The 24,860-nt window shown below is 68.7% G+C and carries 23 protein-coding genes, 1 rRNA gene and 1 riboswitch; of the genes, 21 read left to right on the top strand and 3 right to left on the bottom strand.

What is annotated here, in order from left to right; translation table 11 throughout:
• Positions 1 to 104: 104 nt before the first annotated feature.
• Positions 105 to 1,127 (top strand): sulfotransferase family protein, encoded by a 1,023-nt coding sequence (locus tag ABFX46_RS21875; RefSeq protein ID WP_346044689.1) that lies wholly within the window; start codon positions 105 to 107, stop codon positions 1,125 to 1,127.
• Positions 1,128 to 1,176: 49 nt separating this feature from the next.
• Here ABFX46_RS21875 and ABFX46_RS21870 read toward each other — a convergent pair whose 3' ends face one another.
• Positions 1,177 to 2,721: an alpha,alpha-trehalose-phosphate synthase (UDP-forming) gene (locus tag ABFX46_RS21870; RefSeq protein ID WP_346044687.1), complete on the bottom strand. Its 1,545-nt coding sequence runs from the start codon at positions 2,719 to 2,721 to the stop codon at positions 1,177 to 1,179.
• Between the two features lie 110 nt (positions 2,722 to 2,831).
• Here ABFX46_RS21870 and ABFX46_RS21865 point away from each other — a divergent pair, with 110 nt between their 5' ends.
• From ABFX46_RS21865 to ABFX46_RS21850, 4 genes are all read left to right on the top strand, one after another.
• Positions 2,832 to 3,770, top strand: coding sequence for a cation diffusion facilitator family transporter (locus tag ABFX46_RS21865; protein ID WP_346044686.1), 939 nt, complete (start codon positions 2,832 to 2,834; stop codon positions 3,768 to 3,770).
• A 116-nt stretch (positions 3,771 to 3,886) separates the two neighbouring features.
• A riboswitch (SAM riboswitch) is annotated at positions 3,887 to 4,028 on the top strand.
• A gap of 16 nt (positions 4,029 to 4,044) precedes the next feature.
• Positions 4,045 to 5,289 (top strand): threonine synthase, encoded by a 1,245-nt coding sequence (thrC, locus tag ABFX46_RS21860; RefSeq protein WP_346044684.1) that lies wholly within the window; start codon positions 4,045 to 4,047, stop codon positions 5,287 to 5,289.
• 13 nt (positions 5,290 to 5,302) lie between these two features.
• The gene (locus ABFX46_RS21855) at positions 5,303 to 5,578 is read left to right on the top strand and encodes a MoaD/ThiS family protein (protein ID WP_067800797.1); all 276 of its coding nucleotides are present in this window, start codon (positions 5,303 to 5,305) and stop codon (positions 5,576 to 5,578) included.
• Positions 5,579 to 5,652: 74 nt separating this feature from the next.
• Positions 5,653 to 6,063: a DUF5959 family protein gene (locus ABFX46_RS21850; protein ID WP_346044682.1), complete on the top strand. Its 411-nt coding sequence runs from the start codon at positions 5,653 to 5,655 to the stop codon at positions 6,061 to 6,063.
• 42 nt (positions 6,064 to 6,105) lie between these two features.
• Here ABFX46_RS21850 and ABFX46_RS21845 read toward each other — a convergent pair whose 3' ends face one another.
• The gene (locus ABFX46_RS21845) at positions 6,106 to 6,747 is read right to left on the bottom strand and encodes a GNAT family N-acetyltransferase (protein ID WP_346044680.1); all 642 of its coding nucleotides are present in this window, start codon (positions 6,745 to 6,747) and stop codon (positions 6,106 to 6,108) included.
• A gap of 2,080 nt (positions 6,748 to 8,827) precedes the next feature.
• Between ABFX46_RS21845 and ABFX46_RS21840 the strand changes: the two genes are divergently transcribed.
• Positions 8,828 to 9,376: a hypothetical protein gene (locus ABFX46_RS21840; RefSeq protein WP_346044678.1), complete on the top strand. Its 549-nt coding sequence runs from the start codon at positions 8,828 to 8,830 to the stop codon at positions 9,374 to 9,376.
• A gap of 53 nt (positions 9,377 to 9,429) precedes the next feature.
• Positions 9,430 to 10,146: an HAD family hydrolase gene (locus ABFX46_RS21835; protein ID WP_346044677.1), complete on the top strand. Its 717-nt coding sequence runs from the start codon at positions 9,430 to 9,432 to the stop codon at positions 10,144 to 10,146.
• Here ABFX46_RS21835 and ABFX46_RS21830 read toward each other — a convergent pair.
• Positions 10,127 to 11,404: an NsdA family TPR-like regulatory protein gene (locus ABFX46_RS21830; protein WP_487046970.1), complete on the bottom strand. Its 1,278-nt coding sequence runs from the start codon at positions 11,402 to 11,404 to the stop codon at positions 10,127 to 10,129. The two genes, ABFX46_RS21835 and ABFX46_RS21830, sit on opposite strands and share 20 nt — an antisense overlap.
• 1,631 nt (positions 11,405 to 13,035) lie before the next feature.
• Between ABFX46_RS21830 and ABFX46_RS21825 the strand changes: the two genes are divergently transcribed.
• The 14 genes from ABFX46_RS21825 to ABFX46_RS21760 form a co-directional block, all read left to right on the top strand.
• Entirely contained in the window at positions 13,036 to 13,773 is a 738-nt protein-coding gene (locus ABFX46_RS21825; RefSeq protein WP_346044673.1) for a GntR family transcriptional regulator, read from the top strand.
• Positions 13,774 to 13,897: 124 nt separating this feature from the next.
• Positions 13,898 to 14,329: a plasmid replication, integration and excision activator gene (locus ABFX46_RS21820; RefSeq protein WP_346044672.1), complete on the top strand. Its 432-nt coding sequence runs from the start codon at positions 13,898 to 13,900 to the stop codon at positions 14,327 to 14,329.
• Complete coding sequence (locus ABFX46_RS21815; protein WP_346044670.1) at positions 14,329 to 14,625, top strand: hypothetical protein; 297 nt, start codon at positions 14,329 to 14,331, stop codon at positions 14,623 to 14,625. The genes ABFX46_RS21820 and ABFX46_RS21815 overlap by 1 nt, the downstream gene beginning before the upstream one ends.
• On the top strand, positions 14,625 to 14,942 hold the full coding sequence (locus ABFX46_RS21810) for a hypothetical protein (protein ID WP_346044669.1): 318 nt from the start codon (positions 14,625 to 14,627) through the stop codon (positions 14,940 to 14,942). The genes ABFX46_RS21815 and ABFX46_RS21810 overlap by 1 nt, the downstream gene beginning before the upstream one ends.
• A complete protein-coding gene (locus tag ABFX46_RS21805) occupies positions 14,939 to 15,145 on the top strand; it encodes a hypothetical protein (protein ID WP_346044667.1) in 207 nt (68 codons plus the stop codon). The genes ABFX46_RS21810 and ABFX46_RS21805 overlap by 4 nt, the downstream gene beginning before the upstream one ends.
• Positions 15,146 to 15,232: 87 nt before the next feature.
• Positions 15,233 to 16,699, top strand: coding sequence for an FtsK/SpoIIIE domain-containing protein (locus ABFX46_RS21800; RefSeq protein WP_346044665.1), 1,467 nt, complete (start codon positions 15,233 to 15,235; stop codon positions 16,697 to 16,699).
• A 119-nt stretch (positions 16,700 to 16,818) separates the two neighbouring features.
• Positions 16,819 to 18,417 (top strand): replication initiator, encoded by a 1,599-nt coding sequence (locus tag ABFX46_RS21795; RefSeq protein WP_346045080.1) that lies wholly within the window; start codon positions 16,819 to 16,821, stop codon positions 18,415 to 18,417.
• Positions 18,414 to 18,614, top strand: a complete 201-nt coding sequence (locus tag ABFX46_RS21790) for a helix-turn-helix transcriptional regulator (protein WP_309237546.1) — start codon at positions 18,414 to 18,416, stop codon at positions 18,612 to 18,614. Before ABFX46_RS21795 ends, ABFX46_RS21790 begins: the two co-directional genes overlap by 4 nt.
• Positions 18,611 to 20,200: a tyrosine-type recombinase/integrase gene (locus ABFX46_RS21785; protein ID WP_346044663.1), complete on the top strand. Its 1,590-nt coding sequence runs from the start codon at positions 18,611 to 18,613 to the stop codon at positions 20,198 to 20,200. The genes ABFX46_RS21790 and ABFX46_RS21785 overlap by 4 nt, the downstream gene beginning before the upstream one ends.
• A gap of 172 nt (positions 20,201 to 20,372) precedes the next feature.
• Complete coding sequence (gene groL / locus ABFX46_RS21780) at positions 20,373 to 22,001, top strand: chaperonin GroEL (protein ID WP_131938620.1); 1,629 nt, start codon at positions 20,373 to 20,375, stop codon at positions 21,999 to 22,001.
• Between the two features lie 89 nt (positions 22,002 to 22,090).
• Positions 22,091 to 22,675, top strand: a complete 585-nt coding sequence (locus ABFX46_RS21775; protein ID WP_346044660.1) for a phospholipid scramblase-related protein — start codon at positions 22,091 to 22,093, stop codon at positions 22,673 to 22,675.
• Positions 22,676 to 23,015: 340 nt separating this feature from the next.
• A complete protein-coding gene (locus ABFX46_RS21770) occupies positions 23,016 to 23,603 on the top strand; it encodes a phospholipid scramblase-related protein (RefSeq protein WP_346044659.1) in 588 nt (195 codons plus the stop codon).
• A gap of 60 nt (positions 23,604 to 23,663) precedes the next feature.
• Entirely contained in the window at positions 23,664 to 24,020 is a 357-nt protein-coding gene (locus ABFX46_RS21765) for a hypothetical protein (RefSeq protein ID WP_346044657.1), read from the top strand.
• Between the two features lie 715 nt (positions 24,021 to 24,735).
• Positions 24,736 to 24,860: ribosomal RNA gene (locus ABFX46_RS21760) — 16S ribosomal RNA — on the top strand; the annotation flags it as partial.

Here is a 24,860-nt window from a genome sequence, read left to right as displayed (position 1 = left end):
CGGTTCCCGCGCCGGGACCGGGCCGTCAAAGGTCGGTAATCGCACGGTAACGGTGCGTGCATAATCAGGGCCGTGACCAGGGCGCCTCCACCAGCATGCGGTGCATGCCATCAGGACCGGCCTCCCGCCACGACCGACCGATCTTCGTTCTCGGCTGCGCCCGTTCGGGGACGACCCTGCTGCGGCTGATGCTCCACTCGCATTCCCGCATCGCGATCCCCACGGAGACGAAGTTCGTCCTCCCCGCCTATACGGCGAGGTGCGGATTCGGTGACCTCGCGGACAGGAAGAACAGGCGCGCGCTCGCGGAGTGGATCACCGGCGACCGGTCCACCAAGGTGCGCGAGCTCGGCCTGGACACCGGCGAGGTCATCGACGAGATCACCGACGGGCCGCCGACGCTCGGCTCCGCGCTCGGCATCGTGTTCCGCGCCTACGCGCGCCTGCACGGCAAGCCGCGCTGGGGCGACAAGCGCCCGAGCTACGCCCGGTACGCCGGCCCGCTGCTGCGGATGTTCCCGGACGCGCAGTTCGTCCACCTCGTCCGGGACGGCCGGGACTGCGTCGCCTCCCTGCTGGAGATGCCCTGGTACGACGGCGACGTCCACCACGCCGTGTCGCTCTGGCGGGAGACCATCGACCAGGGCCGCCGGCTCGCCGCGCGCCTCGGCCCCGACACCTACTACGAGCTGCAGTACGAGCGGCTCGTCGCCGATCCGGCCGACGAGCTGACGCGGCTCTGCGGCTTCCTCGGCGAGGACTTCGATCCGGCGATGACGCACCCGGAGGGCCTCGCGCGGCAGATCGTCCCGTCCCGCAAGAGGTGGCACGGCCGGACGCGCGACGAGGTCACCACCGGCCGCATCGGGTCGTGGGCGGAGCGCCTCGACCCGTGGGAGATCAGCCTGGCCGAGGCCGCCTTCGGGGAGCGGCTCGCCGAGTACGGCTACGAGCCGAGCGGCCTGCCGAAGCCGTCCACGTCCCAGCTCGCCCATTTCACCCGGGTCAGCGCCCACCGCCGCATGGCGCAGAGCAAGGACGCGCTGCGCGAGCGCTGGCGGCAGCGGCACGAACCGAACCCGGTCGACTGCCGGCTGGTCACCGAGACCTCCGCCAGCAGCTCCTGAACCTGCGGTGTGCCGCCCTCCCGCCCGGAGTGGGCGGCACACCGCGACGCTAGTCGAGGGCGGCGAGCTGGTCGGCGAACCAGCGCTGCGGGGGGAGCGCCGTCGCGGCGGCGGTGAGGCGGGCGCAGCGCTCGGCCCGCTCGGCGCGCGGCATCAGCAGCGCCTGGTGCAGGGTCTCGGCCGTCTGCGACACGTCGAAGGGGTTCACCATCAGCGCGTCGTCGGACAGTTCGGACGCCGCGCCCGCCTCCCGCGACAGCACCAGCGCGCAGCCCCGCTCCGACAGGACGGGCCCTTCCTTCGCGACGAGGTTCATCCCGTCGCGGATGGGGTTGACCAGCAGGACGTCCGCCAGGCCGTACGCGGCGAGAGACCGCGGATAGTCGTCGTTCACCTGCAGGATCAGCGGATCCCAGTCGGCGGTGCCGAACTCGTCGGTGATCTGCTCGGCCATCTCCTGGACGGCCGCCGTGTACTCGCGGTACTCGGGCAGGTCGTAGCGGGACGGGTAGGCGAACGCCAGGTGCACGACGCGTCCGCGCCATTCGGGATGGTTGACGAGCAGCTCCCGGTAGGCGGCGAGACCGCGCACGATGTTCTTCGACAGTTCCGTCCGGTCGATGCGCACGATGAGCTGGCGGTCGCCCACCTGCTCCCTCAGCGCGCGCGCCCGCTCGACGACGTCCTGCTGGGCGGCGCGTTGGCGCAGTGCTTCCTCGTCGACGCCGAGCCCATGGACGCCTACGTGCGTGGTGTGCCCCGAGCAGGTGACCGTCCGGGCGGCACGGTCGACCCGAGCGCCCGGGACCAGTTCGCAGCAGTCGAGGAACGCTGAGGCCCACCGCTCGGTGAGGAACCCCGCGTGGTCGGCGCCGAGTATGCCCAGGAGGATCTGCAGGCCGATGTCGTCTGGGAGGAGCTTGTAGTACTCGGGCGGCGCCCAGGGCGTGTGGGAGAAGTGGGCGATCCTCAGGTCGGGACGTCGTTCCCGGAGCATCCGGGGGGCCAGTGACAGGTGGTAGTCCTGGATCGCGGCCTTCGCGCCGTTGGCGGCGTCCCGAGCCAGGGCGTCCGCGAACGCCGCGTTGTACGCCTCGTAGGACTGCCAGTCGCGGCGGGCGCGGGCGTCGAAATGCGGGCTGCGGGGTGTGTCGTACAGAAGGTGGTGGACGAACCACAGCGTCGAGTTGGCCACCGCGTTGTACGCACGGTCGAACGTGGCCGGGGGGATGTCGAGCATCCGCACCGCCGCGCCGCCGGTGTCGTAACCCGCCTGGTCAATGCGGCCGTCGGGGGAACGGCGGGCGGCCGTCCGATCGGCCTCGCTGAGGCTCGCGCACACCCAGAGGACATCCGGGTCTTGGGCGGACGGCGACGCCGTCTCCGCGAGTTCCGGCGTGTCCGCGAGTTCCAGCGTCCCCGCGAGGTCCGGCGTCCCCGCGGGGCGGGGCGGACCAGGGTCGCGCGGCGCGCCCGTGACCGCGGCCAGGCCGGACACCAGCCCGCCGCCGCCGCGCCGCATGGCGAGCCCGCCGTCCTCCGACAGCGAGAACGACACCGGGCCCCGGTTGGATGCCACCAGCACTTGGCTCATACCGGCAGGGTCTCAGTTGTGACCGGGGTGCTCCACAGTGACCCGCGTGGTTTCCGCCACGGCCGGACATCGGTCGGATTAGCCCGTTTTGTAAGGGGTAATCGATCGCAATGAGCAGGTCCGACACGACGAAGACCGTGCTCGTCGCCGGGACGGCCAACGCCATTCTCGCGATCACCAAGCTGGTCGCCGGCCTGCTCGCCGGGTCGAGCGCGATGCTCGCCGAAGGCGCCCACTCGATCGCCGACACCCTCAACCAGAGCTTCCTGCTCGCCTCGCTGCGGCGCAGCGAACGCCCGCCCGACCGGCGGCATCCCTTCGGATACGGCAACGAGCGCTACGTCTGGTCGCTGCTCGCCGCGTTCGGGATCTTCATCGCCGGAGCCGGGTTCTCGATCTTCGAGGGAATCCTGACCATGACCGGCCACGGCGGCACGGGCACGGCCGTCTGGCTCGCCTACGCCGTCCTCGCCCTCGCCGCCGTGCTGGAGGGGACGTCCTGGGTCCGCGCCGTCTACCAGGCGCGCAAGGAGACCCGTGAGAACGACCGCGACCTCGTCGAGCACGTCCGCAAGTCCCCCGACCTGACGTTCAAGACCGCGCTGTTCGAGGACAGCGCCGCGATGGTCGGCCTGGCGCTCGCCGCCGGCGGGCTGGTGCTGCGGCAGATCACCGGGTCGGACTTCTGGGACGGGCTCGCCTCCGTCCTCATCGGGCTGCTGCTCGTCGCGCTCGCGCTCCTGATCGGCAAGGAGAGCACCGGCCTGCTCATCGGGCGCGCCGCCGACCCCGACGCGCAGCGCGAGATCCGCGCGGAGATCCTCGGCGCGCCCGGCGTGACCGGCGTGGACGAGCTGCTCACCATGCACTTCGGGCCCGAGCAGCTGCTGGTCGCCGCCAAGGTCAACTTCTCCGACCACATCAGCGCCGACCAGGCCGAGGACGTCGCCGGGGAGATCGACCGGCGGCTCCGGGAGCGGCTCCCGATCGTCCGGCACGTGTTCCTGGACCCGACCCAGCGGACCGTCCGGCGGGAATCGCCGGCGTGATCAAGACCTCGTCCGGGTACCGTCTCAGTCGGTGGACCCGGCTGTCTGGCATCCGGTCAGCTCATGTAAAGTCACCCATACGAGTTCAAAGCACTCGTGCATCGACAACTGAATACCGCTCATCCAGAGGGGTGGAGGGACCGGCCCTGCGAAGCCCCGGCAACCACCCGGCTATGGCGCGCTCGCGATCCTGCGAGGCCGGCCGGGAGATGGTGCCAACTCCGGCCTGCGACCAAGGTGGCGCAGGGAAGATGGGGAGAAAGGCCTCGCCCTCATGGCACTCACGCCTGCCACAGACCTCGGACCGGCTACCGCGCTCGTCTGCCGCGAATGCGGCTCCACGCGCGATCTCGGCCCCTTCTACGCCTGTGAGGAGTGTTTCGGCCCCCTGGAGATCGCCTACGACTTCCAGGGCGTCACCCGCGAGTCGATCGAGTCCGGGCCGCGCAACATCTGGCGCTACCGGGGGCTGCTGCCCGTCCCGTCCAACGTCGCGGACACGCCCAACACCGAGCCCGGCCTGACCCGCCTCGTCCGCGCCGACAACCTCGCCGAGAGCCTCGGGCTGCAGAGCCTCTGGGTGAAGGACGACAGCGGCAACCCGACCCACTCGTTCAAGGACCGCGTCGTCGCCGTCGCGCTCGCCGCCGCCCGCGAACTCGGCTTCAAGGTGCTGGCCTGCCCGTCCACCGGCAACCTCGCCAACGCCGTCGCCGCCGCCGCGGCCCGCGCCGGGATCCGCAGCGCGGTGTTCGTCCCGTCCGACCTGGAATCGCAGAAGATCATCACGACGGCCGTGTACGGCGGGACGTTCGTGACGGTCGACGGCAACTACGACGACGTCAACCGGCTCGCCTCGGAGATCGCCGGGGAGCAGGACGACTGGGCGTTCGTCAACGTCAACGTCCGGCCGTACTACGCCGAGGGCTCCAAGACGCTCGGCTACGAGATCGCCGAGCAGCTCGGCTGGCGGCTCCCGGACCAGATCGTCGTCCCGGTCGCGTCCGGCTCCCAGCTCACCAAGATCGACAAGGCGTTCCAGGAGCTGATCAAGCTCGGCCTCGTCGCGGACAAGCCGTACCGCGTGTTCGGCGCCCAGGCCGCCGGCTGCGACCCGGTCGCCGCCGCGTTCAAGGCCGGGCACGACGTCGTCCGCCCGGTGAAGCCCGACACGATCGCCAAGTCCCTCGCGATCGGCAACCCCGCCGACGGCCCCTACGTGCTGGACGTCGCCCGCCGCACCAACGGCGCCGTCGAGGACGTCACCGACGCCGAGGTCGTCGAGGGCATCCGCCTCCTCGCCCGCACCGAGGGCATCTTCGGCGAGACCGCCGGCGGCGTCACCGTCGCGACCCTCCGCAAGCTCATCGGCGCGGGCACCCTCGACCCGTCCGCCGAGACCGTGATCATCAACTCCGGGGACGGCCTGAAGACCCTGGACGCCGTGGCCCCGGTCGTCGCGCCGTCCGCGAACATCGCCCCGTCCCTGGAGGCGTTCCGCGCCGCCGGCCTGGCCTGAGAGAAGGAGAACCATGAGCGTTTCCGTGCGCATCCCGACGATCCTGCGGACCTACACCGGCGGCGAGTCCGAGGTGAAGGCCGAGGGCACCACGCTGCGCGCCGTCGTCGCCGACCTGGAGACGAACTACTCCGGCATCTCCGCCCGCATCCTGGACGACGCCGGCAAGATCCGCCGCTTCGTCAACGTCTACGTCGGCGACGAGGACGTCCGCTTCGCCGACGGCCTCGACACCCCCACCCCCGACGGCGCCCAGATCTCCATCATCCCCGCCGTCGCCGGCGGCTGACGCCGCCTGCGGGCCCGGCTCCGGCCGGGCCCGCTCGCCTGCGGAGCCGGGTGACCGGACCCTAGGATGGCGCGGTGGCAGAGCATGACACGGTCGAACTCATCCATCTCGCCGACGACCTCGGAAACAGCGTCGTCCTTCGCATAACAGGCCAGGACGCCCGCGGCCTGAACGGCGTCATCGAGATCGGCAGCTACTTCGTCAACGGCGGTATCAAGACCCGCGTGACGTCCGAGGACCTCACCGAATGGGAGAACGTCCTCGACTCCCTGGCGGAAGGCGCCGACGCCGCGTCATGGCGTGAAGGGCAGCGCGCCCCTGAAGTCCACCTGGAGACCGACGACAACCAGGTGACCGTCACCGTGGCCGACGTCCACTCCTACCTGGTCAGCGTCGAACTCACCATCGAGGTGGCCAAGGACTGGATCGAAACCCACCAGTCCCACCTCGCCGCCATCCGGAAGATGCATCCGGACGTCCCATAATCCGCCATCGCGGAAAACCGACCAGTCCAGCAGGCGCCCGTCTCAACGCCGAAGCGGCCGGTGCCGGCCGCCCGGCCGACGAGTCATCGACCAGGTGCGGGGGCCGCCGCCCGGCAGGACGTATTCGGCGGTCACCTCGAACCCGAGCCTCTCGTAGAAGGCGACGTTGCGGGCCTCGGAGGTCTCCAGGAAGGCGAGGACGCCCTCACGCTCGGCGGCGTCCAGCCCCGGACGGATGACGGCGGCACCGAGGCCGCGTCCCTGCCGGCCGGGGTCGACGCCGACCGCGCCGAGGAACCATACGGGCTCCTCGGGCCGATGCTCCGCCATGGCGGCCTCGGCCTCCTGGTACGCGGTGAAGCGGTCGCCGGCCAGCTCCGCGAAGCGCGGCCCGAGCTCGTCGAACACGTCTCCGGCGTCGGCCGTGCGCGGCGTCGTCCAGACGGCGACCGCGTCACCGCCGCCCGCGACCCAGACGCTGCCGTGGTGGAGGCCGATCCGGTCGATGAACAGCTCCTGGAACCGCTCGACGCGCCGCTCGTGATCGTCCGCCGCGATGACGTGCCGCGTATAGGCGTAGTCGGCGAACGCCCGCCCCAGCGTGCGCACGGCGCGCGGAACGTCCTCCCGCGTCCCCGGACGCACCTCGACGTCCCGCGCGGACCCGCCGGCAGACTCGGACATGCTCAACTCCACCCCGATCGATCAAGAACCTCCGCGCGAGGCTACCCGCCGACCTCGCCCATCCTGCAAGGCGGCGTACCGAGAGGAGCCCTCGACGTCCGTTTCTCAATTGTTCCCAGGACGGGTCCCATCCCTAGTGACAGACTCTAGGCGTGAGCAAAATTTCCCCTGCCTCGCGCCTGCTGACTCAGAGCAACGCGGCTCTTCCCGCATTTGGCTCGACGACCACGATTGGTGGCTCGTGGTGGTTCGAGTAAAGGGACGACACCCAGTTCGCCAAGGCGGCCCGTAGCCTGGCCACGACTGCCGCCGACCAGGTCGAAGCGTATCGAGAGCACTTCCCAACACTTGCTGCCGTGGCAGAGCACCTCGAATCACATTTGACGAGGAATTCAACAATCTGGGACTGGTACCACGCAGCGGTGGTGGCCGGTTTGCTCGGCGATGTGAGACGTTCCCGGACCTGCTTTGAAGAGGTACTGAATGACCCCGATGGAAAGGGTGCATCTCCATTCCCATGGGCCGCTGAACTGCAAGAGCGAGCGCGCAGATCGTATGACAAGGTCGGGGATGGTGACGCCTTTCGCGCGTGGGCGCGGGATCAGGTTCTCTCCTGCCGCGGACAGCTCAACCTCGGCTCTCCGACACGGACACCCTTTGAACCCGCCGAACCGCTCGATCGCATGTGAGCGTCCAAGAACGGTCGAGGTTCCATCGAGGGAAGCGTCCGGTACCGGCCTGCCCCGGACCTGCCACCCAGTCCGCCACGTCGCTCGCTCGGCAGCCGTACGGGCCGCGCCCTGCGCGCCTGTCGCTCTGGCTCGGCGGCGCCGGGCCGGTGGACACGCACCTGGGGAGGGCGACGACACACCCGTGAGGGTCGTGGACGGGTTCCGTCGCAGGTGGGAACGGGTCTGGACGGGTAGATGAACCTTCCCCCGCTCAGGATGTGTGGCGCTTGCACTCGGCAGGGTGGAGTGACCAAGAGGAAGACTGACCCCCACCTGACCAGCGAACGGACGACCCCACCCGGCACGAACGGGGCCGTCCGTTCCGTGATTGCTCCGCGAGGCAACGTTGGGCCAGGCCTGGTCCATGTCGCGTAGCCTGGACACGCGCTTACTTCGACTGTTCATGCGGCCTCGTCCCGATGCGAAGGGCCTCGCGCGCCCACCTTGAATCTCGGGACATCTAGAGGCTGTGCCTTCGCATGTCGAGGAGACGCAGCCTGTGTCAGGAATCGCAGACGCCCAGTTGTTCGTGTGGGTGATGCTCGGGGCGACGGCCGTTCGGTACGGCGTCCAGCTCGTGCTGGGGATGATCATTGCACTCCGGGCCCGTCCTGAGGACCTACCGAAGATTGTCCGGGGCCTCGCCCTATGGTTCCACCGGGACCGCAAGCGGGGACCTGCGGCGTAGCCGCTGTTCTTCCCCCACCTTCCTCCCCCCGGCCCCGACGAGACCTGCACTTAGCGGTGGACGGGTTCTGTCAAGGGTGGCGAAGCCATCACGAAGTGACGCCCGAAGGGCGCCCTTGACGGGTTCCGGCCGCCGCCATCCTCGACAGCTCGGGGTCGGGGGGAGTCCCGCGGATTTCCGCCTCAACTTGCAACATCCCTGTGCCGGGGACGGCTTGTAGCTGCTTGATGCACAATGCTCGGCGGCGGCGCGCCCCCGTGGCGGGCGGTTGGGGCAGAGCCGGCGGACGTGTCGCGATGCGCGGCCCGGCGCGGCCGTCCGGTGACCGGCGCCCACGCCGCACGCTCCGGGCGGCCTGGCGCGGGGCCGCGCAGCGGCCTGAGCGCCGCCGCCCCTTGATCCCAAACAGCCCAATTCGGCAAGGCACTGCACAGACTTGGCTTCAGTCGTCAAACCGGTTGCTCGGGGCCTCGCAGAGAGCCATCATGGCGGGATGGTTGATAGTGGATCCAAGAACATAGGCCCCGCAAGAGTAACCCTGCGGGTTACGTCTTCAGCAAGCCGACACTATTTCGCTTCTCTTCATCTCTGGTCATCTCGCCACTACGCCCGACTGTGTGCAGACGTTGAAAAAAGGGTTCTTGGGAGCAAGACCTTCGATATGGAGCACTATAGCCATTCCGTTAGTGCTGTGCTTTCGGCAGTCACTTTCCTTGAAGCTCTGGTTAATGAAGTCTTTCAGGATGCTGCCGATGCCCACCCTGGTCGGCTGGGATCTCTCGATGGCCGCTCTCAGGGAATTATGAAGGAATTTTGGGACGCTTCGGAGGGTGGAAGTCGCTATGTTGGCGTTCTCGAAAAATACCAGATGGCCCTGCTGCTTGCAGGAAAGGCTAAATTTGATCGGGGCAGTGATCCCTATCAAGATGCATCAATGCTAATTTACCTGCGGAATCGACTTGTTCATTTCCGGCCCCAAACGGTAACTCATGGCGAGGAAATGAATGAAGAAAAACGCCTTCGGGGGCGATTTGTAGAGAATCCGCTAATGGTGAATATGGGAAACCCTTGGTTTCCCTTTAAGTGCATGGGGGCCGGTTGTGCTGAATGGGCTTGGAAGTCCAGCCTAGCGCTTGCTGATGAGCGGACTGCCCGCTTGGGTGTTGTACCTGTGTATGGGACAGATGTATGCAGCTTTCCTGAACCTTGAGGGTTGGTCGCAGCACTGCGAGCTGACTAGGTCCACTTCGCAGCTGGGGCAGGATGTTCGTTGAGGGCGCCGTCAGTTGTTTGAGATCGGGCCGTCGTAAGGTGTTAGGCATGATTCGTGCGGTTGTGTTTGATGTCGGTGAGTGTCTGGTTGATGAGTCTCGGGAGTATGGGACGTGGGCTGACTGGTTGGGGGTGCCTCGGCATACGTTCTCGGCGATGTTCGGGGCGGTGATCGCTCGGGGGTTGGACTACCGGGAGACGTTCCAGGTGTTCGCGCCGGGGTTCAATCTGACGCAGCAGCGTGAGGAGCGGGCCGAGGTGGGGCGACCGGAGACGTTTGGGGAAGAGGACTTGTACCCGGATGCGCGTCCGACGCTGGCGAAGCTGCGGGGTGATGGGCTGTGGGTCGGGATCGCGGGGAATCAGACGGTGCGGGCCGGCGGGATCCTGCGGTCGCTGGAGCTGCCTTCCGACATGATCGCTACGTCGGATGACTGGGGTGTGTCCAAGCCCGATCCGGGGTTCTTCCGGTGCGTGGTGGAGGCTGCGCCGTGTGAGGCCGACCAGGTGCTGTATGTGGGTGACCGGTTGGACAACGACATCAGGCCCGCGGCTGCGATGGGGTTGCGGACGGCGTTGATCCGGCGGGGGCCGTGGGGGATCGTTCAGCAGGACGACCCGGAAGCCGATCGCGTTCCGACGTTGCGGATTGATTCGCTGGCCGAGCTTCCGGGCCGTGTCGCTGAGTTCAACGCTGGAGCGCGCTGAGGGTCGTTTGCCATCCGTAGAGGCGGTCGTCCAGGCGGCGGACGCATTCGGTGTCGGCCCACGGTTGGAGGGCGCGGCGGACGGTGTGCACGCGGTCCATGCCGGTGGCGTACCAAGTGACGGCGAGCTGGTCTAGGGCCTGCTCGGCGTAGGAGCATGCGGCCTCGGGGTCGTTCTGGGCGACCTCGACGGCGGCAAGGTCGCCGAGGATGACCGCGCGCTGTTTGGCGTTGCTGTCGCCGATCGCCTCCAGGACGCCGAGGAGTGTGGCCTTGGCCTGCGCGGGCTGCCCGGCCTTGAGCTGGGTGTCTCCCTTGAATGACGCAAGGCTGATGGGCGAGAACCAGTTGAACCACTCGGGAGCCGGCTGCCCGGTGCTCTCCGATAGCAGGTGTTCGGCGTGGTTGATGAGACGCAAGGCTTCGCGGGGGTGTCCGCAACGGGTTTCGCACTCGGCCTCGACGGCGTCCAGCCATGCCAGGAACTCGGCGGGGGCGGTGCCTCGTCGGGCGTAGGTGCGGGCGGCGCGCATGCGTTCGGCGGCCTCGTCGCGTCGGCCGTCCCATCCGGGGATGAACGCGGCGTGCGCCAGGATCGCCGCGCCCAACAGCGGATCGTTGGCTTCGCCGGCGGCCTGGAGGGCGCGGACGTAGGAGGCGTCGGCGTCGTCTGGCTGGCGTAGGTCGAAGAACTCGATGCGGCCGACCAGAAGCAGGGACTCGGCGAGGGCGGTGGCCAGGATGGTGCGAGGGACGCCGGTGGTCTCGGCGAGGAGCTGTGTGCCGAGTTTGGTGTGCTCGACCACAGTCGGGTGGAGCTGGGCGGGCTGGACGGAGAAGTAGAGGCGACGCAGCGCGCCGTTGATGGCGGAGAAGTCGGCTCCGACCGTGGGCGGCTGGACGGCGGCGTTGGCCTTGGGGAGTGGGAGTGCGGCGCCGGTCCCTGGGGCGGGGCCGGTGGAGGCGCTGGGGTGGGGCCGCGCGGGCGCTGGTGCGTTCGAGGTCTCCCAGGGCGGGGTGAAGCCGAGTTCCTCAACGGGCAGTTGCAGCACGTGGACCAAGAGGCGCTGGTGGTCGGCGCGCGGCCACGGCGGGGAGGCGGACTCCCAACGGCGGATCTGGCGGGCGCTGACCTGCATGTTCCCCAAGCCCAGCAGCGGGGCGGCGGCCGTCATGGCGTCGGCTAGTGCCTGCTGGGATGCGTAGCCGGCATGTTGCCGGGCTGCTTTGAGACGGGTGTTTCCTGCTGGGCGCGGCATCCTCGTTCCCCTTCGCTGTGAGTCCTCTTCGGGTCCGACTTTAGCGCCCATAGGGGCACTGAGCGGACTCTGTGACCCGTCTAACGCTCAGTAGCGTCCTTATAACGTCCTATAAGAGACCTATAGGCGGCCTTCTTTAGGACGCTCCACGGCGGGAGTGTTGGCCTATGCGAGACGAGCAAGCGGGCAACGAGTGCGGGCACTGCGGCGGTCGTGGGTGGAAGTTCGCTCACGCTCGGCGTGAGGTGCTGGTCGGGGTGCCGGGTGGTGCCGGGCCGGAGGTTGAGCGGGTGCCGTGTCGCTGGTGTGCGCCATCGCGTGAGGTGCGTGCGGCGTAGTTCGTCCAGACTGCGGGGCCGGTGGGGTGTCGTGGTGGCTCTCTCCGGGGTGGTAGGTCGTCCCTGTGGCCGCTCGTTCCTGCCGGTCCTGCTCTCTTGTTCTCGGGAGTGGTGCCTTGTGGGTGTGTCGGTGTGGTCTCGGGCTGCTGGTGGCGCGTGGCGTCCGGCGGCGTTGGGTCTGGTCGCGGAGTTGGAGCGGCTCGGCTTGGTGGCCGAGGTGCGGGCCAGTGGGGTGGTGCGGGTGCGCAACCCGGCTGGTGAACCGGACCCGGATGACCCGCGCGGGCAGGTGTTCGCGCCGGGGTTGGGGCAGGAGGTGGTGTGCCGTCGTCGGGACGGGGTGCTCTGGTGGGATTGGGTGTGGCCGGGGCCTTCGCGTACGTCTCCGCCGGAGTTGGAGCCGTTGTGCCCGGTCGCCGATGTCGTCACGGCGGTGACCCGGATCGCGCGGGTTGTCGCGGTGCCCTTCGCCAGCTCGCCGGCCTCGTCGTCTCCCGCGCCGTCTCCCTCATCGTCCGGGTCGTCGGGTGGGTGCGGGTGATGGGGGTGTCGTGGGTGTCAGCGTCGGACGAGACGGGTCGGCGACCGATCGCGGCGCAGATTGAGCGCGAGTTCTCCGGGGTGGTCTGGTACGGGCAGGCCACGGGCGCCTGGTGGGCGATGGTGCGAGTTCACCGTGATGTGCGGCTGGTGGAGGCGTTGAGTCCGCGGGAGTTGCGGGAGGCGATCGTGAACGCGCGGGGGTGGCCGTGGCCGAGGTGAACGGCGATGGCGGTCACAGGGTCGGGCACTCGGGCATCGGGCCTGAGTGCCCGGTCTGGTGTCTGGGGGTGCGGACGGTCGGGGATCTGGTCGGCCTGCTGGTGGAGGCGGGCCGATTGTCGGGGCTGCATCCGGCGGCGAGCATTGAGGGCGGGCACGAGCACGAGCAGGTGACGGCGGCCTGTCCGGTCGAGTGCCTGGGGTTGTCGGCGCATGTGGTGCACGCGTTGCGGCATGGCTTGGGTCGTTCAGTGCGAGTAAGGGATGTACTGGAGTTGTTGGCCTCGGGGCGATTGGCCGAGGTGCGGGGAATGGGTGCGCGGCGGGTTGGCGAGGTTCGGACGGCCTTGGTTGCGGCCGGTTTCCCGGTACCGCCTGACGGATGTGACGGGGGCTACGGCCGGTAGCCGGATCTGCTCGTCCTGGGCATGTGGTCGGGGTAGTTGAAGGCTGACGGGTGGGTGTTACACGGGCTACAGTGCCGTGAGGCGCACTTATGCGGTCAAGCGTCCTAGTAGTCAGGTGGTCGATATGTCGAGCTTGGAGTTTGAGCCTCCGAAGTATGCGCGGGTGGTGCTGGAGGTGCGGCGCCGAATCGAGAACGGCGACTATCCGTCCGGTTCCATGCTCCCCTCTGAATCACAGCTGGTGCGTGAGTTCGCGGTGGGGCGTACCACGGTGGTGCGGGCATTGCAGATGCTCCAGCAGGACGGATGGATCACCCGTGAGCACGGGCGCGGCTCGTTCGTGAAGGGCCGTCCCGCCTCCGATGTGCGGGCCAGTCGGCGGGGCCTGGCGCTGCTGGACCGTCCCGAGACTCTGCCGGGCGTGCGGCTGGTCGACGTCGGCCAGGTCGACGCTCCGGGGCCGGTGGCGGCGCTGCTCGGCCTCGACGGCGGCCGTGGGTGGGTGTTGGCGCGGCGGTCGCTGACAGTCCGGGATGGGATCTCCTCGGATCTGGTGACCTGCTGGTTCCCGCCTGAGCTGGTGTTCGGTACCGACCTGGACAAGGATGCGGCGTTGCCGGTCGGGCTGCGGGATCACCTGCGGACGGTCAAGGGCCTGCGGGTCGACCACATCTCCGAGCGGCTGACCGCGCGGCTTCCCGCCGGTGATGAAGCCGGGTTGCTGGAGATCAAGAAGTCTGAGCCGGTGTTGTCGATGCTGGCGGGCGTGCATGACGCCTCGGACGTGGTGCGGTTCGTGGTGGAGGTCGTGATGCCGGGGTCGCTGCATGAGCTGGAGGACGTGTACAGCGTCCCGACCTGACCCGTCCCTTGATGTGATGCACGTCACTCCCTTCTGAGCTTGTTCGGTCGAGTGGGCGACGTACACTCATGTCACAAGCACTCGTCCGGACAAGCGGTCGGGTGAATGACAAGGGTGGTTTGTGATGGCGGTGCAGGGTCCGTTCAAGGTCGCGTTCGGGGACGTGTTCCCGTTCGGGGCGTTCGTCAAGGGCGGGGTGGAGGCGGTGCGGGACTTCGACCGGTCGACCCGTGAGAACTTCGTGCAGGCGCGGGACAAGGACACCGGGGAACTGGTGTGGGCGGTGGAGGTGCTGGACGCCGACCCCGAGTCCAAGGGCACGTTCAAGGTCAAGCTGGCGGCACCGGTGCAGCCCCTCGTCCCGGAGGCTCCGGCGGGGTTCCCGTTCGTGCCGGTGGAGTTCGACGGCCTGACGGTGACGCCCTACGTCAACTCCGGTACCGGTCGGCTGGCCTACTCGCTGAAGGCGTCGGCGGTGCGTCCGGCCAACTTCAAGGCCGGCGGGGCGGGTCGCTCGGGCAAGGACGGCGGCGCGGCGGGCAAGGAGGCTGCGTGATGGCGGGCGGGCGCATGTCGGCGCTGTCGCTGCCCATCGACGGCGCGGCCTCGACCGAGTTCCGGTCGTTCCGGGCGCGTACGCCGCTGTTCACCGTCTCGGCGGGCCGGGTGCTGGTCACCCTGACCCTTCCCGAGCGGCTGAACGCCGGGGATGTGGAGTTCGCGCGGGGTCTGGCCGAGCAGGCGGCGGCGTACGCGGTGGAGGTGGAGCGGCTGTACCGCTCCGGCCGTCGCCCCTCGTCGGGCGGGTCGTCGTCGGGCCGGGTCTCGTCGGGGAAGGGGGCGGCTGCCTGATGGACGCCTACAGCTACACCACGGTCCGGGTGGACCCGGACGGAACGGCGGCGGTCCACGTGTCCCTGCACCCGGACGCGGACATGACCGTCGTCTGCGTGCGGGGTGGTGACCGGGCGCAGATCTCGGTGATGCACGCGCGCGCCGACGTGACGTTCTGCCCGACGAACCCTACCGCGCCGACCGCCGGTGACGTTCGGGCCGCCCGTCGGCTCGCCGAGTCGTTCGCGACCTACGCGGCCGAGGTGGAGCGTCTGCACTCCCGGACCGTCCTGGACGGCGACTCGGGCGAGTCCGGTGGGGAGTGTGCGGCGTGAACACGCTCGGCATGCTCGCCTTCGCGCTCGTCGTGCTGGCCGGTGCCGGCGGGCTCGGGCTGCGGCTGGTGATGGACGCCGGTGAACGGCGCCGGTCGGTGCGGTGGGCTCACACCCTGGCGCGGTTCTGCGGCGACTCCGGTTGCGGGGTGTGCCGGTCGCGGTCGCTGTCGGCCGAGGTTCCGCGCGTCGTCCCCGGCTGATCTGGGTGGGGCGGCTGGAGGTCGCATCTCCGGCCGCCCCGTTCTCTCGCTCTCCCACAGCTTTGAAAGAGAAGAGGTGTCCAGGTTATGGCCTGGGAGTTCCGCAAGCTCGGCCCCGGTGAGAACGTCGCCGTTGAAGCGCAGCGTGACCCGTTCGCCGCGCCCAAGTGGGCGCCTCCGGTGTGGCACATGCCCGAGGGCCTGGTGCTCATCGTCAACGCTGTCCGCGCGCTCGTCCGGACGGCCGTGTTCCTCGTCCGCAACATCGTCCCCGTCTCGACCGTCGCCGGTCTGGGCTGGCTCGGCGTCCGCTTCGGGTGGCTGGTCCCCGTCCTGGTCCTGGTGCTCGTCGCGGTCGGCCTGGGGGTGTGGGCGGGGGTGGACCGTCCGTCCTTCGTCCGCTGGATCGCCCGTCCCGCGCTCGCCCGGTGGCGGCTGGTCGCGGTGTACCGGCGGGACTGGCAACCCGTCCTCGTCACGGCGGGCCTGACCAAGGTCCACAAGGGCCGCGAATACTTGCCCTCCCTGATGCGGGTTCGCTGCGGTCCGACCTCGGATCGGGTGCTCGTGCGGATGCTCAAGGGGCAGGCTCCGGACGCGTGGGAACGGGTCGCGGTCAACCTCGCGCACGGCTTCGGCGCAACCCTCGTCCGCGTCCGGGACGGGGACCGTCCGGGCCGCATCTGGCTGGAGTTCGTCCGCCGCGATGCCCTCGCCGTCCCGATACCGGCGCTGCCCGTCCCGGACGGCTCCGCGGTCGACCTGTCCGGGCTGGAGATCGGGCGGTGCGAGGACGGGTCGCCGTGGCGGCTGCGGCTGCTCGGCACGCACGTCCTCATCGCGGGGGCGACGGGGGCCGGCAAGGGCTCGGTCATCTGGTCCACGGTCCGCGCACTCCTCCCGCTCATGCTCGCGGGCCTGGTGGAGGTGTGGGCCGTCGACCCCAAACGCATGGAGCTGTCCTTTGGGCGCCCGCTGTTCGAGCGGTACGGGCGCTACAGCGACGACCCCAAAGGCGGCATGGTCGAGTTGCTGGAGGCGGCGGCCGAGGACATGAACGCCCGTGCCGAGCAGTTCGCCGGTGTGACGCGGTCGTTCGCGCCCTCGTATGAGCACCCGTTCCGGGTCATCGTGGTGGATGAGCTGGCGTTCCTGACCGCCTACTGCCCCGAACGGGATCTACGCAAGCGGGCCGAGTCGGCGCTTGCGGTGCTCACCAGTCAGGGGCGCTCGGTCGGCTATTGCGTGATCGGTGCGCAGCAGGACGCGCGCAAAGAGGTCAACAACCTGCGCAACCTGTTCCCCGACCGCATCGCCCTGCGCCTCGATGAAGACGAACAGGTGGACATGGTGCTCGGCGACGGCGCCCGCGACCGTGGCGCCCTCGCAGACCAGATCTCCTCCATCCCGGAGATCGGCGCGGGCGTCGGGTTCGTCCGGCTGGAGACCTCGCCTGACCCGGTGCGGGTCCGGGCGGCGTACGTCTGCGACTCCGACATCCGCGACATGGTCGCCTACGGGGTGCCTGACCTCGACATCTGGGGGGCTGCGTGACGGCATCGGCTCCCGGCGTCACCCAACCCACCCTCGACGCTCCCGACGTCGCCCCGTCCTCGTCGGCCGAACCCGGCCCGGCACCGGTCGTCAAGACGCTGGCTCCTCTGGCGCGGGGCGTGTTGGAAGCGGTCGCGGTCGAACATGGCGTCTGCATCCGTCCCGTGCCTATGCGGCGGGTCGACCTGAACACGGGCGAGGCGGAAATGGTCTACGTTCCGTGCGGTCACACCCTGGCCTCGGTCTGCCCCTCGTGTGCCGAACGCAAGCGCAAACTCCGCGCGGTGCAGTGCCGCCAGGGCTGGCACCTGACCGAAGAACCGGTCATCACACGCGCCGACCCCGACGCCGAACAACGCGCGTGGATGGAACTGCGGGCACACGCTACGGCAGCTCGCGACCGCGCAGCAGTCGACGGGACGGCGGACGGGGAAGACACCGAATTCTGGGACGCGGTCATTCGCGACCTCGACAACGAGCTAGAACGCACCGGGGTCCGCGGTTCCCTCAAGACCGGCGACCAAGCCAAGGGCCGGCGCACTCGGTCGACTCGGCGGCGGCAGGATGCGCCCGACCTTCCTCGGCGCCCGGTCGACTCCCGCACGGTAGGCAAGGTGTTCCGGGGTCCGGACGGGAAGACCTTCCGGCCATCGCTGTTCCTGACCCTCACCTTGGACTCCTACGGGCGGGCGCGCTCGGACGGTACGCCGGTCGACCCACACACCTACGACTACACGCGGGCGGCGCGGGACGCGTTGCACTTCTCCAAGCTGGTCGACCGGTTCGTGCAGAACCTGCGCCGGTTCGTCGGCTACGACGTCCAGTACTTCGCGGCCGTCGAACCGCAACGGCGTCTCGCCCCGCATCTGCACATGGCCATACGCGGCACCATTTCGCGGGCTGAGCTGCGGCAGGTGGTGGCGGCCACCTATCACCAAGTGTGGTGGCCTCCGACCGACCGCGTCGTCTTCGACGGCGAACACCTGCCCGTCTGGGACGACATCGCGGGCGAGAACGGTAACGGCGGCTACCTCGACCCGGCCACCGGCGAGATCCTCCCCACCTGGGACGAAGCGCTAGACGCCCTCGGTCAGGACGAGGACGCCGAACCCCTGCACGTGGTCCGCTTCGGGCGACAGATCGACGCGCAAGGCGTTCTCGCCGACTCGGCCGACTCCCGGCGCTGCATCGGCTACCTGACCAAGTACCTGGTCAAGGGCGTGGCCGAATGCCACCAGGCCGAGACTGCGGCGCAGCGTGAACACGTCGACCGGATGGCCGAAGCACTCCGCTACGAACCGTGCTCGCCGACGTGCGCGAATTGGCTGCGCTACGGCGTCCAACCCAAGAACGCACGCAAGGGCATGACGCCGGGCTACTGCAAGGGCAAAGCCCACCGACGCGAACATCTCGGCTACGGCGGCCGCCGCGTCCTGGTCTCCCGCAAATGGTCCGGCAAAACCCTCGCCGACCACAAAGCCGACCGCAAAGCCTGGGTCCTGGCGCGGCTGGCTGAGGCCGGTGTCCCGGTGAGCAACCCGGCCGATCCCCAAGCGGTCCACGTCTGGGAGAGAGCCAGCCCCGGTGACCCCGACGTGAAACCCGCCGAACAACGGCTCTTGCTCCTGATCAACGAACGCATACAACGGCGCCGCCAGCTCGACGCCGCGACCCACAACCCCACCCCGGAACTTTCGGCAACTGCGGAGGCGGCGTGAAGCGCAGTGAGTTGATGACCACTCAAGAAGTCCTCGCCGAACTGGGCGGGAACGTGGATCGGAACGTTTTCTACCGCTGGCGCTCCACGGGGCGGGCTCCGGCCGGGCTCAAGCTGCCCAACGGCGAACTTCGCTTCCGGCGCGCTGACGTCCTCGCCTGGATCGACTCCCTTGAGCAAGGGGGCGCGGCGGCATGATGTCGTATCAGGTGCGGTTCTGGTCCATCAAGACCGTGAAGAACCGCCGTCGTCCGTTCGGCGTCCGCTGGATCGTGGGCGGGCAAGAGAAGTCGGAATGGTTCGTCACGAAAACCCTGGCCGAGCACTTCCGCTCGGAACTCGTCCAGGCTGCTCGTCGCGGTGAAGCCTTCGACACGGTGACGGGCCTCCCCGAGTCCAAGCAACGGATTCACAAGGTGGGGTCCTGGTACGACCATGCTCGGGCGTACACCGCTCGCAACTGGTCGGGTAGCGCTGCCAAGACTCGCGCGACTGTGGCTGACTGCCTGGCCTCGGTCTCACGGGGCCTGGTCCTGGACGAGCGGGGGACACCCGGCCCTGAGACCCTGCACCGGGCTCTCGCAACCTGGGCGTTCAACCGGCAACGCACCGAAAAGCAGACGCCTCCGGCAGAGATCGCGGCCGCCCTCGCCTGGCTTTCCAAGAAGTCGGTCCCTTTGGCTGACCTGGAAGACCCGGCTGTCCTCCGGAACGCCCTCGACGGAATGGCGGTCAACCTGGACGGGAAACCGGCCGCGCCAAAGTCGGTCGCGCGGCGGCTCTCGGTGTTCCGCTCCTGCCTGGACTACGCCGTTGAACTCAAAGTCTTTTCGGCAAATCCGCTCGGCGGCATCCGGTGGGAGGTTCCCAAGACAGCGGGCCAGGTCGACCCTCGGCAGGTGCCCAACCCTCGGCAGGCTCGGGCGATGCTGGCTGCCGTGCCGGTCGTCGCTCCTCGGGTGGGACGTCACCTGTATGCGTTCTTCGCCTGCCTGTACTTTGCGGGCCTTCGTCCCTCGGAAGCGGTCGCGCTGCGGCTGGATGACTGCGAACTTCCGGCAACCGGCTGGGGCCGTCTCCTCCTGGCGGGCTCAAGCCCAGCATCGGGGAAACAGTGGACCGATGACGGCCAGTACCACCAAACCCGCAGCCTCAAGGCGCGCGCCGACGGGGTGAAGCGTCCGGTACCGGCCTGCCCTGAACTGGTTGCCATCTTGCGTGCCCATGTCGATGAGTTCGGTGCGGCCGAGGATGGTCGGCTGTTCCGCAGTCAACGCGGCAACCGTCTCGCGCCGGTCAGTTACGAGTCGGTTTGGCGGCGGGCTCGTGAACACGTCCTGACCGCTGCCCAACTCGCCACGCCCCTCGCTCAACGGCCGTACGACCTGCGTCATGCGTGCCTGTCGCTCTGGCTGAACGGTGGGGTGCCGGCGGCCAACGTGGCGGCTCGTGCCGGGCACTCGGTGGCCATGCTCCAGAGCACATATGCTCACTGCATCGACGGCGACGAGGAGATCATGAACCGGCGCATTGATGCAGCGCTCGGGGCTCCTCCTACCCCCGTCGCGGAACGCGCGGAACAGACCGTCGTCCCGCTGCCCCACCCCAGTGCACGCGTTCCGCGATCGTTCCGCGACTACCGACGGACGATCACACACAGTGGATCACGGCGACACACCCGTGAGGCTCCCGGACGGGGTTCCGCCGCAGGTGAGAACGGGTCGGGGCAGGTAGATGAACCTTCCCCCGCTCAGGATGTGTGGCGCTTGCACTCGGCAGGGTAGAGTGCTAAACAAACGGTTGGCACTCTACTGTGGAGAGTGACAGCTTCACAGTCTGGGTCGGGGCGATGAGGCCTCAGTCCGGCGGCGGAATGGCAGTCGTCGGCGGGGGCCGTCCGTCGCGGGCGTCGGCTCGATCCTTTTAAGCCACCTTGTTCCGGGAGGACTGGAGCCTATGGCTGCAAAGATGATCGCGTTCGACGAGGAGGCCCGTCGCGGTCTCGAGCGCGGCATGAACCAGCTGGCCGATGCAGTAAAGGTGACCCTTGGTCCCAAGGGTCGCAACGTCGTGCTGGAGAAGAAGTGGGGCGCCCCCACGATCACCAACGACGGTGTGTCGATCGCCAAGGAGATCGAGCTCGAGGACGCGTGGGAGAAGATCGGCGCGGAGCTCGTCAAGGAGGTCGCCAAGAAGACCGACGACGTCGCCGGTGACGGCACCACCACCGCGACCGTGCTCGCCCAGGCGCTGGTGCGCGAGGGCCTGCGGAACGTGGCGGCGGGCGCCAACCCGATGTCGCTGAAGCGCGGCATCGAGGCCGCGGTCGAGCGGGTCAGCGAGGAGCTGTCCAAGCTCGCCAAGGACGTGGAGACCAAGGAGCAGATCGCCTCCACCGCCTCCATCTCCGCCGGCGACCCGCAGATCGGCGAGATGATCGCCGAGGCGATGGACAAGGTCGGCAAGGAAGGCGTCATCACGGTCGAGGAGAGCCAGACCTTCGGTCTGGAGCTCGAGCTCACCGAGGGGATGCGCTTCGACAAGGGCTACATCTCGCACTACTTCGTGACCGACCCCGAGCGGATGGAGGCGGTCCTCGAGGACCCGTACATCCTGATCGTTCAGGGCAAGGCGTCGGCCAACAAGGACCTGCTGCCCGTCCTCGAGGGCGTCATGCAGTCCGGCAAGCCGCTGCTGATCATCGCGGAGGACGTCGAGGGCGAGGCCCTGGCCACCCTGGTCGTCAACAAGATCCGCGGGATCTTCAAGTCCGTGGCCGTGAAGGCCCCGGGCTTCGGCGACCGCCGCAAGGCCATGCTGGGCGACATCGCCACGCTGACCGGCGGCCAGGTCATCAGCGAGGACGTGGGTCTCAAGCTCGAGAACACCACGACCGACATGCTGGGCCGCGCCCGCAAGGTCGTCATCACCAAGGACGAGACCACCATCGTGGACGGCGCCGGTGACGCCAACGAGATCGCGGGCCGGGTCAACCAGATCCGCACCGAGATCGACAACACCGACTCCGACTACGACCGCGAGAAGCTCCAGGAGCGCCTGGCCAAGCTCGCGGGCGGTGTCGCGGTCATCAAGGCCGGCGCCGCGACGGAGGTCGAGCTCAAGGAGCGCAAGCACCGCATCGAGGACGCCGTCCGCAACGCCAAGGCCGCGGTCGAGGAGGGCATCGTCCCCGGCGGTGGCGTGGCGCTGCTGCAGGCCGGCACCAAGGCGTTCGACAAGCTGGAGCTGTCGGGCGACGAGGCCACCGGTGCGAACATCGTCAAGCGCGCTCTCGAGGAGCCGCTGAAGCAGATCGCCGTCAACGCCGGCCTCGAGGGCGGCGTCGTGGTGGAGCGGGTCCGCAACCTGACCCCGGGTGAGGGCCTCAACGCCGCCACCGGCGACTACGTCAACATGTTCGAGTCGGGCATCCTCGACCCGGCCAAGGTGACCCGGTCCGCGCTGCAGAACGCCTCGTCGATCGCCGCGCTGTTCCTGACCACCGAGGCCGTCATCGCCGAGAAGCCCGAGAAGAACCCGGCCCCGGCGGGCGGCATGCCCGACGCCGGCGGCATGGACTTCTGACGCGGTTCCTCACGTCGGTGAGTCTCAAGGGGCGGCCCCCACCGGGCCGCCCCTTTCGCGTTCCCCGCGGCCTGCCATCATGCGGCCCCATGGACGACCTCTTCGGCTCCCCGGTGCTGCGCGTCGACCAGCCGCGCGGCGCGCCGGCGGCCCGCTCCCGGTACAAGGTGTTCGACGGCCACGGCGCACTGCTCGCGACCGCGGAGGAGCGTGACGTCTCTCTGCTCCGGCAGGCGGCTCGGACGGCCCTCGGCGGAGGCGATGGCCGCCGCATCGTCCATGTCGAGAACGCGCAGGGCGCCCCGCTGCTGATCGTGGCCAGAGACGGCAGACGACGAACCCGCGTGCACGCGCCCCAGGGCGTCCCGATCGGGTCTGTGCAGCACCTCGACCGCTACCGCTACGCGCTCCTGGACGCGGCCGACCGCCAGGTAGGGCAGTTGGACGGCAGCCGATTCGGCCGCAGCTTCCCGGTGCTGGACGCCCACGGACACCATGTCGCCCAGCTCGACAAGAAGTGGAAGGGCGCCGTCACCGAGGTCCTGACGACCGCCGACCGCTACTCGCTGGAGATCTTCCAGCCGCTCCCCGACCCGCTCCGAGTCCTGGTGCCCGCCGCCCCCCTCGCGATCGACCTGATGCTGTACGAGAACAAAGACTGGCCACTCGACTGACCGCCGACACTCACAACCGACTGACGCGCGCCCCCGCGCTTCCTCCGACGACCGGTCGACGTGCCTGCCAGGTCGTGGTGTGTGTACGGGTGGGGTAGGTCGGGGTGCCTGGACGGCGAGAAGGGTGTGTCTTTCGCATTGCCGTCGCGGTTGGAGTTTGGTGAGGTCAGTTGCGGTGTGAGCGTGTGCCAGAGGGTTACGGGGCGGGGCTGGGGGCCGAAAGAGCTTTCCCTTCCGGGGCAGAGCTTGGCAGGATCGCCCGTTGGACACCCCGGGCAAAGGGTGTGCGGTCATGGAAGCGAGGCGGCCCGCGCATGCGGCCGATGAGGCAGGAGAACACGTGAGCGAAGTGTTCAGCTCCCCGGTGCTCAAGGTCGAACAGCCTCGCCGGGGCCCGTTCGCGAAGTCGCAGTACAAGGTGATGGACGGCGACGGGACCGTCCTCGCGATCGCCGGCCAGACGAACGACGAGGGCCGCTCCGAGATGCGGGGCCTGTTTCCCGGCAAGTCGAACCTCGACGCCCGGGCCGTCCTGCTGACCACGCCCGACGGCGAGCCGCTGCTGATGGTGGACAAGCAGAGCGGGCGCGAGTACACCGAGGTCTTCCGGCCGGACGGCGAGCGCGTCGGGTCCTTCGTCACCGAGCGCGTCGGGCGCCGCTACGTCATCTACGACGACGACGGGACGTTCATCGGTGCCGTGGACGTCGACGTGCCGCGCAACAACTTCCTGGTGAAGGACGCGGACGGCGGCCAGGTCGCGCATGTGCGCAAGAAATGGGCGGGGCTCGCCACCCACCTGCTGACGACGGCGGACAAGTACTCGATCGAGATCTCCGATCCCGTCCGGGAACCGCTCCGCACGATGGCCGTGATGACCGCGATCGTGATGGACATGAACCTCCACGAGGCCAAGGAGATCACCTGACCGCGGCCGCGCCCGCGGATGGGCCTTCACGGCCTCCGCGGGGCGAGGTACCTTCCGTTCGTGCAGGCCATGTCCGGGCGGGCGAACGGCTGGTGGATATCGCCGGCCGTCCCGACCATCGCGAACTGCGCGCTCGCCGCCCTCTGGTTCTTCTCCGCCATCGGAGGCTGGGGCGACGCGGCCTTCTGCGGTGAGGACGACCGCCACGATCCGGGATGCGGCGCCGGCTTCGACGACGCGGTGAGGCTCTCGTCTCCGGTCGCCGCCATGGCCCTGGCCGTGGCCGTCACCGCCTGGGCCCTGCAGGGCGTCCGGCGCCGGCCCGGCCGGTTGGACGCGTTCCTCACCGTCGCGGCATTCATCTGGGTCCTCGCCGAGGCGGTTCTCTTCGTCGGCGGATACCTCGCCAAGCCGTGAGCGCAGCCGACCGGGCGGCGTTGCCGAAAAGAAACATTGGCGGTCCGAACGCTGCGCCAGATGCGCCGGATCAGGGATGAATCGGACATAATCCGAGGTAGATCGGGTCTCGTGCCGCGCAACGACCGGGCGGACGGGCCGACTCGGGGCGATTCGTTCCCGCGAGCCGGTTTGACGTCCATCCCCCTTGGGCATACTGTTCACTTCGCCCCACGGGGTGCGGGACGCCTGCCGGCGGCCGGCCCGAGGGGAAACCACCTAACGAACCAGCCGATGCGGCTTCGTCGCGTCCGCTGTGCCGTGCGGTGGCATCGGAAAGGCTCCGTTTTGACAATCGGGCCGGATCTGATGAAATAGCTCCACCGCTCCGAAGGTGCCGCGCAAACGGCATTGGACGGGCGTTATCGGAGAAAGCCGAAATTGACAGACCGGCCGGATCCGATAAAGTAAGACGAGTCAGCCCCGAGGCGGGAAACGCGAAAGCGGATCCGGCGCGGTGGGTGTCCGTTTCTTGAGAACTCAACAGCGTGTTAAAAGCCAGTGCCTTTATCGGCTCGGTCAGTTGGCCGGGTCGCCCCGTGGCCATCATCTCTTTGGGATGGTGGTGGGGATTTCTTTGAGGCAATGCGCGACCTCTTCGGGGGTCGGGCTTTTGCTGGGATTTTCTTCGAGGTTTGGCTGCCGGCGGTTCGCCCCGCTGGTGGTCGTTTAGGCCTTAATGGAGAGTTTGATCCTGGCTCAGGACGAACGCTGGCGGCGTGCTTAACACATGCAAGTCGAGCGGAAAGGCCCCTTCGGGGGTACTCGAGCGGCGAACGGGTGAGTAACACGTGAGCAACC

Origin of the sequence: Actinomadura chokoriensis (assembly GCF_039529475.1) — a bacterium.
Taxonomy (GTDB): Bacteria; Actinomycetota; Actinomycetes; order Streptosporangiales; family Streptosporangiaceae; genus Spirillospora; species Spirillospora bangladeshensis.
Note: the sequence above shows the minus strand (reverse complement) of the source record. Positions and strands in the feature narration are given on the sequence as shown.